We start from the raw sequence: 10,636 nt of genomic DNA, 5'->3' as shown, positions 1-10,636 counted from the left end.
CCGCGGACCCGCGGCCCGCCGGTACTGTCCGTTGCGGCACCCGCCGCGACCACCACCGACAGGAGCCGACAGCCCCATGACCGACAGAGCCTCGAGCGGCGGCGGCAGCGACGCCGCGCTCCGCGCCTCCGCCACCCGCCTGGCGCGGCCGCCCGCCGCGCTGGACCGCGGACTTGATCGGATCGGTCTCCGCACGCCCCTCGCCCGCGACGCCGCCCTCGCGGCCGTGCTGGCGCTCGCGGCGGCCGGCCTGCTCTGGGCGTCCCTCGCGATCATGGGAGTCGTCGACGGGGTCCGGCTGCCGACCGGCAGCGCCGCGGCGCTGACCGCCGTCGTCTTCCTGCAACCGCTGCCGCTGTGCCTGCGCCGCCGCCACCCCACCGGGGCGCTCCTCGCCGTCGCCGCCGCGCAGCTCGCCGTCTACGCCTTCCTCCCCGCCACCGTGGCCTTCCAGGGGCTGGCGACCTTCGTCGCCGGCTACACCTGCGGCCTGCTGCTGTCGACGCGGGCGCTGGTGCGGCTGCTGGTGGTGGTGAGCCTGGCCACCGCCCTGATGAGCGGCGCCGTCGCGGGGACGCTCTTCGACCCGCAGCCGCTGCCCGGGTCGGACGCGGCACAGGTCCTTGCGGAAGCGGACCCCGCCGTCCACCTGGTGATTCTCACGGGGCTGCTCTCCGCGGTGGGCTGCTACGCGGTCCCGGCACTGGTCGGGGTGTACGTGGCGACCCGCCGCGATTACGTCGAGCTGGTGCGGCTCCGCGCCGACGAGGCGGTCCGCGCGCAGCGCGAGCGGGCCGAGAACGCGGTACGTGCCGAACGCACCAGCATGGCGCGGGAACTCCACGACATCGCGGCCCACCACCTCTCCGGGATGGTCGTGCAGGCCGGAGCCGCCGAGCGGCTCATCGGCCGCGACGACGACGCGGCGCGGGCGGCGACCTCCTGGGTCCGTACCCAGGGGCGGGAGACGCTCGACAGCCTCCGCATGGTGGTCCGCGCGTTGCGCGAGCCCGGCCCCGACGGCCCCGGGGCGGACGGCACCTTCGACGGCGCGCCCGTTCCCGGGATCGCCGCGCTGGACCGGCTGGTGGCCGCCGAACGCCGCCTGGGCGCCGACGTCGAGCTGACCCACGAGGGCGAGCCCCGGGCGCTGCCGCCGGTCGCCGACATCACCGTCTACCGTGTCGCGCAGGAAGCGCTCACCAACGCCCGGGACCACGCGTCGGGTGCGCCGGTGCGCATCGTCCTGCGCCACGGCTCGTCCCGCGTGGTCCTGGAGGTGGCGAACGACCCGCCGCCGGGCGGCTCCGCGGGGGCCGTCGGGGGCGCCTCCCGGGGCCACGGCCTGCTGGGGATGCGCGAACGCGCGCAGTTGGTGGGCGGACGGCTGGACGCCGCACCGGAAGGGCCGGGCGGCTGGCGGGTGCGGCTGGAGATCCCGCTGACGGGGGAGACCGGCCGCGGCGCGACGCAGGGAACGCGAGGAGAGCGGTGACGGAGGGGCACGGCGTGATCAGGGTGCTGCTGGTGGACGACCAGTCCATGGTGCGAGCCGGTTTCCGGGTCATCCTCGGCACGGCCGAGGACATCGAGGTGGTCGGTGACTGCGCCGACGGCCGCAGCGCGGTGGAGCTGGCGGAGCGGCTACGGCCGGACGTGGTCTGCATGGACGTCCGGATGCCCGGCGGCGACGGCCTGACGGCGACCCGCGAGATCCTCGCCCGCCTCGCCGACGACCCGCCGCACGTCCTCATCGTCACCACCTTCGACCTGGACGACTACGTCTTCGGCGCGCTGGAGGCGGGGGCCGCCGGGTTCGTGCTGAAGGACACCGACCCGGACGACCTGATCGACGCCGTGCGCCGCGTCGCGGCCGGCCACGGCCTGGTCGACCAGACGGTGACCCGCCGCGTCATCACGGAGTTCGCCCGCCGCACCCCGCCACCGCAGCCGGAGGACGACCCCACCGCGCTGCTGACCGGCCGGGAGACGGAGATCGTCCGCCTGCTGGCACGCGGCATGTCCAACGCCGAGATCGGACGGGAGCTGTTCATCGAGACCACCACCGTCAAGTCCCACCTCGGCCGCGCCATGACCAAGATCGGCGCCCGCGACCGGGTCCAGACCGTCGTCTGGGCCTACCGCACCGGCATCGCCCGCCCCTGACACCGGCCCTGCGGCGGTGACCGGCGGGCGCGGCCGGGCGCTACCGGTGACCGGCGCAGGGCGGCGCAGCGCCGGTCACCGCCGCAGGGCGGCGCGTTGGAGGGCTTCCAGGGGGCCGTGGCGGAAGCGGCGGGTCCAGAGACTGGCGGCGGTGAGCAGGATGGCGCTGACCGCCGCCCACAGCCCCATCACCCACCACGGCCCGGCGTCCGGCCCCAGCCGGGCGGCGAGGCCGGCGCCGATGCCGTAGGCGAGCAGGACGCACAGCACGTTCTGGAGCACGTAGCAGGTGAGCGCCGTCCGGCCGACCGACGCGACGGCCGCGCTGGCGGCGGTGGCGACCCGCCCCGGGCAGCGGATGCGGTCCGCGAGCGCCCCGACGAGACCGATGTACCCCAGCGCGACGAGCGGGGCCGCGACGTAGCGGTTGAGGAGGAACCCGCCCTCCCCGGCGAAGGCGAACAACACCGTCAGCGGGAGACCGACCCCCAGCCCCCACCGGAGCATCCGGCCCCGCAGGCGGCGCCCGGTCGCGTCCGGGCCGAACGCCCCGGCACGGTACAACCGCACGCCCAGCAGGAACAGGGCGACCAGCAGCCCGAACGTCAGCACCGGCTCCAGTCGCAGCGCGAGGGCGTTCTCCAACCGGAACGCCACCTGCTCGCCGTAGCCGCCCTCCGCGTAGAGCGCCACGACGGACGGCGCTACCTGTTGCTCCCCCTCCGGAGCGGGGCCCGCCGCGAGGAGCAGGGCGGAGCACACGGCCATCAGCGTGAGATGCCCGCCCGCCGCCCACCACAGCCAGCGCCGCTGCGCCCGTTCGCTGCGGGTCAGGAGCCACGCCACCAGGAGCGCGGTCACCGCGTACCCCATGAGCACGTCCCACGCGAAGACCAGCAGGAAGTGCAGCGCGCCCTCGGCGAAGAGGAACGCGGCCCGCCACCGGTACCGTCCCGGCCAGGGCCGGCCCCGGCGGGCGGCCGAGTCGAACTGGATGGCCAGCCCGACGCCGAAGAGGACGGTGAGCAGGGCGAGGAACTTCCCGTCAGCGAGCAGCCGGAAGGCGCTCTCCGCCGCGTCGGACACCGAGGACAGGTCGGGCGTGACGAGCGGGCCGCCGAGCACCGACCACTCCGCACCCGGAGCCGTGAAGATCCACACGTTGGTCATGAGGGTGCCGAGGACCGCCACACCCCGCAGCAGGTCGAGAAGCGGCAGCCGGCCGCTCCCCGCTTCCTCTCCCGCAGCGCCCGCAGGGCGAGGGGTGGCGACGGGGTTCGGGACAGCGGTGGGCGCCGGAGGCCCGCCGGTTGACTCGGTGCTGGTCATGCCCCACAGCGTGCGGCGACCGGACCATGGCCCACATCGTGTTCATGGATGATCGTCGTGTACGACGAAGGATGCAGGCGGGTGCCCGTGACCGGCGGGCCGCCACCGTGACCGGCGGCCCGCCGCACGGGCTCAGACGCGGAAGTGCCCCGCGGCGAGAGCGGAGACAAAGCCCCGCCAGCTCTCGGGGGAGAGGGCGAGAGTGGACCCGGTCGGGTTCTTGGAGTCGCGGACCGGAATCAACCCCGGCAGATTGCGCGCGAACTCCACGCAGTCGCCGTTGCTGGCCCCACTGTGGCTGGACTTGATCCACAGCGGGGTGCCGGCGCCGGCACGTGCAGACTGCTCATGCTTCATCGGTGTAGTCCTTCGCGACCGCCCTGAGGAGGGCTACAGATTCTTGGTGTGGAAGTGCATCACTCAATGCCAAGTCGTACATGGCTTGGCAGCGTGCTACCTGCGCCGGATCGTCGATGAGTCGTCCGGTGAGTACGTTCTCGGTGTAGGCCACGGGCGCCCCGTCGGGGAACTCCATAAGCGAAAGCATCCCCTCCATCAGTGCGTGCGAACCAGTAGAGAACGGGAGGATGTGCAGCCGGAGACGTCCCGATTCTGCCAGGTCGGCGATCTTTTCCAGCTGCTTCGCCATGACCGTGGGCCCGCCTACGGGGCGACGGATGACAGACTCGTCCAGGAGGGTCCAGATTACCGGCGAGCTGGGGTCCGTTAGCCGCGCAGCTCTGTTCATTCGATTGACCACTTGCTCGTCAATTGACTCGCCCGCAGGGTTGGGCCAACCGGTGCGGAAGATCTCTCTGGCGTACTCCGGGGTCTGCAGAATCCCCGGAACAAGCATTGATCCGAAGTGTCGGATCACGGAGGCCAGTTGCTCCAGCTCCGCCGCCTCCGTGAAGTGGTCGGCGAAGCGGCGTTCCAGGTCCTTGAGCCAGCGGGCGAACCAGCCGTCCGTCGCCAGTGCCTGGTCGATACGTGCGGCGTCGTCGGGGTTGGGGAGGCGTCGTCCCGCCTCGAAGTGGCTGATGAGTGTGGGAGAGCAGACCACGATGCTGCTCAACGCCTCCTGCGTCATGCCGGCGGCGGTCCGCCGACGGCGTAGTTCGTCCCCGTACTTCTGTCGGGGCGTGCGATACCCGCGTTCCGGCATTCCCTGGCTCCCCACGATGAAAACGCGCCTGTCAGCCATTTCCCCCTGGCAAGCCTAGTGCTTGCGAACGCACTCTGTGAGTGGATCTGTACGCAGCGGCAGGGAGTTGGGTGTGGTGGAGACGAGTGGGGCGGCGGAGAATCCGCCGGGAGACGGGCGTGGCAGTGGTGACACGCCGGTTGGGCTCTCGGGGGAGCAACTGCGTTCGGCGGTGGGTGCGTTGAACACGGTGATCGACGCGCACCTCCGCGCGCTGCGCCTCGGTGGCTCGGCCGGTGGGCGCCGATGCGCCGGCTGTCGGTGCCGGTGTGCGATCGGTTGCGGGGGTGCGGAGTGAGCTGCGGCGAGCTGCGTGGGTTCTGGGGTGAGCTGGTGGTGCGCAGCCCGGATGCCCACGGGGAGTGGTATCTCGGCGGGCACTGGGCGGCGGGTCCGGAGGATGCGCTGCTGTGGATGGTCGACCGGGCCGGACGGCTGGCCGACGCCCTCCACCCCGTTCCCGGCGGTGGGCCGTTCCCGCTCGCGGTCCTGGAGTCCGCGGGGGAGGGGTACGACCCGGCGGCGGTGTTCCGGGAGTGGGCGGCGGATGCCGGGTACCAGCGGGTGCAGGCGCGGGCCCTGCGGGGTGGCCGGCCCGTCAGCGTCAACAGCCGTGGCCCGGACGTGGTCGCCGGGCAGGGCGCGGTGGAGGTGCTGTACTCCCTCTCCTGCCGGCCGGTCGTCGTGCCGTCGGCGGCCGGTCAGCCGGCGCTGCCGGAGCGGAGCAGTGCGTCGAGGCGGTCGAGCGTCCACTGCCAGCTGGTGTCCGAGTCCACCGGGGTGTGGGAGAACCCGGTCGCGGCCTCCAGGCTGATGTAGCCGTGGAAGACGCTGCCGAGCAGGCGCACCGCGTGGGTCTGGTCGGGTTCGGCGATGTCGTAGCCGCGCAGGACGGCGCGCGCCAGTTGGGAGTGCCGGACGCCCGCGCTCGCCATGGCGGTCTCGTGGTCGAGCGGCAGCCGAGCGGCCTCGTACCGGCCGGGATGCGCGCGGGCGTAGTCGCGGTAGGCGCCCGCGAAGGCGGCGAGGGCGTCGCGGCCGGAGCGGCCGGCGAGCGCCTCCGCGACGCGGTCCGCCATCTCGCGCAGCGCGAGGAGCGCCACCCCGGTCCGCAGGTCGTCGGTGCCACCGATGTGCGAGTAGAGGCTGGCCGCCTTGACGTCGAACCGGCGGGCCACGGCGGAGGCGGTCACCTGAGCGAGGCCCGCCTCGTCCGCCAGCTCCGCGGCGGCGGCGACCAGTCGTTCGGGGGTGAGTCCGGCGCGTGCCATCGGGGGCTCCCTGGAGTGGGGTGGGGTGGGGTGGGGTTCGAGTGTCCGGCACGGTGTCGGGTGCGGTGGCTGCGGGGCCGATGCTTGCCTGACGAGTATAAGCATTTGCCTAAGCCCTGTAGGAAACCTACCGTGGGCGTCATGAGACCCATGACCGACCGCGAGATCCGGAGCGCGTTCGTCAACTGCTCCAAGGGCGCGGCCAAGCGCATCCCCGTCCCCCGCGACCTGGACGACCGCCCCTGGGACGACCTGGACTTCCTCGGCTGGCGCGACGCCGGCGCACCGGACCGCGCCTACCTCGTCACCCGCTACGAGGACCGGGCCCGGGCGATCGTGCTGCGCAGCGCACCGCCCGCCGCCTGGCAGGTCCGACGCAGCATGTGCTCCGTCTGCCTCACCGCGCCCAGTGCGGGCGTCTCCCTCATGGTGGCGCCGCGCGCCGGCCGCGCGGGACAGGACGGGAACTCGGTCGGCACCTACCTCTGCGCCGACCTGAACTGCTCGCTGTACATCCGCGGACTCAAGGACGCCGGGCCGAGCGCCCGGCTGCCCGAGGTGATCACGGTCGAGGAGCGGATCGCGCGGGCCGTCACCAACCTGGAGTCGTTCCTCGCCCGGGTCCACCGCTGAGGGTCCACCGCTGAGGGGCCGCCGTGCGGCGCGGGAGTCCGGGACGGCCGATGGCGTCCACCCGTCCTGCGACGGGTGGACGCCATCGGTGTCCGGCGGCTAGACGCTCGCGGTCGTACCCGCCTGCCCGCCGGCGGTCGTACCCGCCTGCCCGCCGGCGGTCGGGCCCGCGGCCGGGCCGGGCGTCGCCGAGGGCGGCAGCGCGGCCGGCGCGGTCGGCACCCGCGGCAGCGCGTACGGGTGGTGCTCCCGGAGCCAGGTGATCATCTCCTCGCGGACCGAGCAGCGCAGCGTCCACACGTCGTCGGAGTTCTGCGCCGACATCGACGCCCGGACCTCGATCGTGGTCGGGGTGGTGTCGGTGATCAGCAGCCCCCAGGTCCGGCCGTCCCAGTCCGCGCGGCCCAGTAGGAACTCGTGCAGGTGGGACCGCATCTCGGCGATGGGCGCCGAGTGGTCCAGGTGCATGAAGACCGTGCCGGTTATCTCGTGCCCGCCCTTGGACCAGTTCTCGTACGGCTGGTTGTTGAAGTACGACACCGGCATGGTCAACCGGCGGTCGTCCCAGATCCGGATGGTGAGGAACGCCAGCGAGATCTCCTCCACCGTGCCCCACTCGCCCTCGACCACCACCGTGTCGCCGATCTTGACGGAGTCCCCGAAGGCGATCTGGAGCCCGGCGAAGAGGTTCCCCAGCATGGACTGGGCCGCCACACCGGCGATGATGCCGATCACACCGGCCGAGGCCAGCAGTGACGTCCCCAGCGCCCGCAGCGCGGGGAAGACCAGCATGATCGCCACGGCCGCCGCGACCATCGCCAGCACCGTTGTCACGATCCGGCGGAGCATCGTCAGCTGGGTGCGGAACTGCCGTACCCGGGCGACGTCGTCGGTGCGGGCGGCGTAGTCGGCGAGGACGTTTTCCGCGATCGCACCCGCGACGCGTATCGCGAGCCACGCCGCCGAGGCGATGGTCACCGTCGCGAGGACGCTGAGGATGACCCGGCCCTGCGGCGCGCGAATCTCCGCGAACTCATAGGTCAGTTGCAGCGCGCCGGAGCCCATCAGCACCTGGAGCGGCAGCTGGCAGCGCCGCAGCAGCTCCGGCAGCCGGTTCTGGGGTCTCCGGGTGGTCGCCGCGTGCAGCGCCCGGTCGATGAGCCAGCCGATGACGAGTGTCGCGGCGATGGTGCCCCCGAGCACCAGTACCGGTCGCATCACGTCCTCCATGGTGTCTACCTACCTCCGTCCGGACCGGCCTCGGTCCTGTGGCGTGCCTGGCGCGCGTCAGCCGCAAGGCTAACTGGCAGGATGGGCCGACCGACCGGAACCGAGATCCCCGGAGACCTCCCCGTCATGGCTGACATCGTCCTCGTCCACTCCGTCCTCGGCCTGCGCCCGGCCGTCACCGAGGCGGCCGAGCGGCTCCGCGCGGCCGGCCACCGGGTGGAGGCCCCCGACCTGTTCGAGGGACGTATCTCACAGACGACGGAGGAGGGACGCGAGGTCGCCGACGGAATCGGCCACGAGGAGCTGCTGCGCCGCGTGGCCGCCGCCTCCGCTCGGCTCACCGAGGGCGCCGCCGCCGACGGGCCCGGCCCCGTCTATGCCGGCTTCTCCCTCGGTGCCGCCCTCGCGCAGACCGTCGCGATGAACGACACCCGTGCCCGCGGGCTGCTGCTGCTCCACGGCACCGCCGACATCGCCGAGGACGCCGCGGTCGACGACCTCCCGGTACAGCTGCACGTCGCCGACCCGGACCCGTTCGAACCGCACGACTGGCTGTCCGCCTGGTACCTGAACATGCGGCGCAGCGGCGCCGACGTCGAGGTCTACCGCTACCAGGGCGCCGGGCACCTCTTCACCGACCCCGAGCTGCCCGACCACGACGCCGAGGCGACCGAGCGCACCTGGCGGCTGGCGCTCGCGTTCCTCGACGAGCTGGACTGAGCGGCCCCGGCGCCCCCTTCCGTCGGGAGTCCGCGCCCGGCCACCCGCGCTCGGCCCCTGCGCCCGGACCGCCCGCGCAGGCGGCGCCGGTGGCACGGGGAGCCGAAGCGTCGGAGTGAGCCGCGGTGGCGGGCGCCCGGCCGCACCTCCCCACCGCACCCCCGGGGCGCGCGGCGACCGCCACGCGCCCCGCGGGTGGCCGCTCCGGGGACGGACCCGGCCCCGCCGCGCACCCCCGGACCGGGACTAGCCGGGGGAGCGGCGCCGCTGACGCGGTATCCGGGCCCGCCCCTCCCGCTCCAGCCCCTCCCGCTCCAGCGCGTCCCGCTTCAGCCCCTCCCGCGCCGCCGTGACACGGTCGGCGGCCTCGGGCGGCGGGGCCAGGGCGATCCCCGCGTCGGTCAGCATGCTCAGATCCAGCGTCCACGTCAGCCGGGAGCGGGCCTGCCAGGTGTCGAAGGCCGCGGCGATGTGCCGGTCCGCCCCGGCCTCGCTCATGCCCGTCACCCGCATCAGGTGCGCACGTGCCTGCGCGGCCCGGCCCTTGACCTGGGCCAGGCCGAAATGCGTCACCGTGTGGCAGTCGGTGCAGAGGCAGATCAGCCGCCGCAGCGTCTGCACCCGACGCGCCTCGTCGTAGTGCCAGCGCTCGTGGGCCTCCAACCAGCGCCGGGCCGCGCGATCCGGCCCCGCCCCGCACGCCTCGCAGCGCTGTCCCGCCCGCGCGTGGATCATGCGGCGCAGCCGTTCCCAGTCCCGCTCCGCGACGCAGGAGCGCACGTTGGTGAACCAGCAGCTGCTGGGCACCAGATCCACGAAGAGGCCGTTGCCGAGCGAGCGGTCCTCACCCGGCAGCAGCTCCGGCACCTCCGCCCCCGCGGCCCAGCGGAGCAGCTCCTCCATCCCCGGCCGCGGTGCGTACCACCGCCGCACCGCCGGGTCCCACCGGGCGCCCGCCGCCTTCGCCATGTCCTTCTCCGCGAACGGCACATCGAGCCATAACCGCTCCGCCGCCATGCATCCCCCTCGTGTCGACACCGTCGGCTGAGGGGCCACCTTAGGGCCCCCGGCCGACAACCGGGACCCGCGGTGGACGGCGGGGGCGGCCGGGGCAGTCCGCCCGGGGCCGGGGCTCCGGGCGGACTGCGCGCCGCGCGGGTCAGTCCCCGGCGGTGGCGGGGCAGTTCTCCCGCACGTAGCCGTCCCGGCCCACGGGCAGCACCATCAGGTCGCGCTTGACCACCGACAGCCGGTCGCCCCACCCCGAGCAGGTGGTGTCGAAGCCGCCGTCGGTGTACTCCACCACCAGCACCCGGTCGTCGTAGGCGGAGGCGTACCCCTCGCACTCGTTCCACTGGCCGCAGTTCTCCGCGACGACGAAGTCGAACCCGGCCTCGTCGCGCCGGTCGACCAGCTCCACCGCGTTCTTCTGCGCCACGGCCAGGCCCAGCTCGTGGCCGCGACCGGTCAGCTCGGCGGCCATGGCCACCGCGTCGTCCTCGGAGATGTACTCGTCGAAGCGGTAGAAGGTGTCGTAGTTGTCCGGCTCGACGGCCTGGAAGCCCTTCTCCGCGCAGTCCGCCATCCACGCGCCGACCACGTCCGCGATCCGCTCGCGCTTCTCGTCGGTGCGGATGTCGAGGACCGCCTCGCCCCAGGCGCCGTCGTAGACGACCTCGCCGGCAGCGTCCCGCAGCAGCAGGTCGTCGTCCCAGTCGTCCTCCGCGTTCGGCTGCGACTGGAAGGCGTTGACGTAGCAGATGCTGTACAGGTCGTCGGCGGGCGCCGCGGTGTGGTCGCGCACGACGACCTCGACGTCGGCGTCCGGCTCGTAGGCCCCGCCGATCTGGTAGTCCCAGCCCGTCGCGCGCGGCGGGAGCTGCGGCTCGGCCGCGCTCGCCTCACCGCGGGGCAACAGGGCGAGGCCGGCACCCGCCGCCGTGACGGCTATCGCCGCGGTCACGGCGAGGGCGGGGGTGCGGCGGCTCTTGCGGTGCTCTGACACTGTTCCTCCGAGTATGGGTGTGGGGGGTGGTGCACGTGGGGGGCCGGACAACCGGCCCCCCACGCACGCCGCGGGGGG

General features: G+C 73.7%; 12 protein-coding genes. 5 read left to right on the top strand and 7 right to left on the bottom strand.

From position 1 onward, the window contains the following. Positions 1-76: 76 nt before the first annotated feature. Positions 77-1,495: a sensor histidine kinase gene (locus HCN56_RS18345; protein WP_167972526.1), complete on the top strand. Its 1,419-nt coding sequence runs from the start codon at positions 77-79 to the stop codon at positions 1,493-1,495. After that, entirely contained in the window at positions 1,492-2,166 is a 675-nt protein-coding gene (locus tag HCN56_RS18340) for a response regulator (RefSeq protein WP_312871293.1), read from the top strand. The genes HCN56_RS18345 and HCN56_RS18340 overlap by 4 nt, the downstream gene beginning before the upstream one ends. 75 nt (positions 2,167-2,241) lie before the next feature. Here the strand turns inward: HCN56_RS18340 and HCN56_RS18335 are convergent, their stop codons facing one another. The 3 genes from HCN56_RS18335 to HCN56_RS18325 all read right to left on the bottom strand — a co-directional run bounded on the left by HCN56_RS18335 (position 2,242) and on the right by HCN56_RS18325 (position 4,660). After that, on the bottom strand, positions 2,242-3,495 hold the full coding sequence (locus HCN56_RS18335; RefSeq protein ID WP_167972524.1) for a DUF418 domain-containing protein: 1,254 nt from the start codon (positions 3,493-3,495) through the stop codon (positions 2,242-2,244). 132 nt (positions 3,496-3,627) lie between these two features. After that, positions 3,628-3,852 (bottom strand): DUF397 domain-containing protein, encoded by a 225-nt coding sequence (locus HCN56_RS18330; RefSeq protein WP_167972522.1) that lies wholly within the window; start codon positions 3,850-3,852, stop codon positions 3,628-3,630. Beyond that, positions 3,842-4,660 carry a helix-turn-helix domain-containing protein gene (locus HCN56_RS18325; RefSeq protein ID WP_167972529.1) on the bottom strand — a complete coding sequence of 273 codons (819 nt, stop codon included), beginning with the start codon at positions 4,658-4,660 and terminating at the stop codon, positions 3,842-3,844. The genes HCN56_RS18330 and HCN56_RS18325 overlap by 11 nt, the downstream gene beginning before the upstream one ends. Positions 4,661-4,993: 333 nt before the next feature. Between HCN56_RS18325 and HCN56_RS18320 the strand changes: the two genes are divergently transcribed. Continuing rightward, on the top strand, positions 4,994-5,518 hold the full coding sequence (locus tag HCN56_RS18320; RefSeq protein ID WP_167972520.1) for a hypothetical protein: 525 nt from the start codon (positions 4,994-4,996) through the stop codon (positions 5,516-5,518). Here the strand turns inward: HCN56_RS18320 and HCN56_RS18315 are convergent. After that, entirely contained in the window at positions 5,401-5,970 is a 570-nt protein-coding gene (locus HCN56_RS18315; RefSeq protein WP_167972518.1) for a TetR/AcrR family transcriptional regulator, read from the bottom strand. The genes HCN56_RS18320 and HCN56_RS18315 overlap by 118 nt on opposite strands. Positions 5,971-6,111: 141 nt before the next feature. Between HCN56_RS18315 and HCN56_RS18310 the strand changes: the two genes are divergently transcribed. Continuing rightward, positions 6,112-6,603 (top strand): FBP domain-containing protein, encoded by a 492-nt coding sequence (locus HCN56_RS18310; protein WP_167972516.1) that lies wholly within the window; start codon positions 6,112-6,114, stop codon positions 6,601-6,603. A 99-nt stretch (positions 6,604-6,702) separates the two neighbouring features. On the opposite strand, the gene HCN56_RS18305 is transcribed toward HCN56_RS18310, so the two are convergent. Further along, complete coding sequence (locus HCN56_RS18305; RefSeq protein WP_167972514.1) at positions 6,703-7,833, bottom strand: mechanosensitive ion channel family protein; 1,131 nt, start codon at positions 7,831-7,833, stop codon at positions 6,703-6,705. Positions 7,834-7,959: 126 nt separating this feature from the next. Here HCN56_RS18305 and HCN56_RS18300 point away from each other — a divergent pair, with 126 nt between their 5' ends. Further along, positions 7,960-8,553 (top strand): dienelactone hydrolase family protein, encoded by a 594-nt coding sequence (locus HCN56_RS18300; RefSeq protein WP_167972512.1) that lies wholly within the window; start codon positions 7,960-7,962, stop codon positions 8,551-8,553. Between the two features lie 246 nt (positions 8,554-8,799). Here the strand turns inward: HCN56_RS18300 and HCN56_RS18295 are convergent, their stop codons facing one another. After that, complete coding sequence (locus HCN56_RS18295; protein ID WP_209312893.1) at positions 8,800-9,570, bottom strand: DUF5710 domain-containing protein; 771 nt, start codon at positions 9,568-9,570, stop codon at positions 8,800-8,802. 142 nt (positions 9,571-9,712) lie between these two features. Next, positions 9,713-10,558, bottom strand: coding sequence for an endo alpha-1,4 polygalactosaminidase (locus tag HCN56_RS18290; RefSeq protein WP_167972510.1), 846 nt, complete (start codon positions 10,556-10,558; stop codon positions 9,713-9,715). Positions 10,559-10,636 lie beyond the last annotated feature (78 nt).

Source organism: Streptomyces lonarensis (genome assembly GCF_012033735.1).
GTDB lineage: Bacteria > Actinomycetota > Actinomycetes > Streptomycetales > Streptomycetaceae > Streptomyces > Streptomyces lonarensis.
This window is presented reverse-complemented; position numbering and strand designations above follow the sequence as displayed.

Coding starts and splice junctions, on each gene's coding strand:
- HCN56_RS18345 (WP_167972526.1), top strand. CDS start 77: ATGACCGACAGAGCCTCGAGCGGCGGCGGCAGCGACGCCGCGCTCCGC.
- HCN56_RS18335 (WP_167972524.1), bottom strand. CDS start 3,495: ATGACCAGCACCGAGTCAACCGGCGGGCCTCCGGCGCCCACCGCTGTC.
- HCN56_RS18330 (WP_167972522.1), bottom strand. CDS start 3,852: ATGAAGCATGAGCAGTCTGCACGTGCCGGCGCCGGCACCCCGCTGTGG.
- HCN56_RS18325 (WP_167972529.1), bottom strand. CDS start 4,660: ATGCCGGAACGCGGGTATCGCACGCCCCGACAGAAGTACGGGGACGAA.
- HCN56_RS18315 (WP_167972518.1), bottom strand. CDS start 5,970: ATGGCACGCGCCGGACTCACCCCCGAACGACTGGTCGCCGCCGCCGCG.
- HCN56_RS18310 (WP_167972516.1), top strand. CDS start 6,112: ATGAGACCCATGACCGACCGCGAGATCCGGAGCGCGTTCGTCAACTGC.
- HCN56_RS18305 (WP_167972514.1), bottom strand. CDS start 7,833: ATGGAGGACGTGATGCGACCGGTACTGGTGCTCGGGGGCACCATCGCC.
- HCN56_RS18300 (WP_167972512.1), top strand. CDS start 7,960: ATGGCTGACATCGTCCTCGTCCACTCCGTCCTCGGCCTGCGCCCGGCC.
- HCN56_RS18295 (WP_209312893.1), bottom strand. CDS start 9,570: ATGGCGGCGGAGCGGTTATGGCTCGATGTGCCGTTCGCGGAGAAGGAC.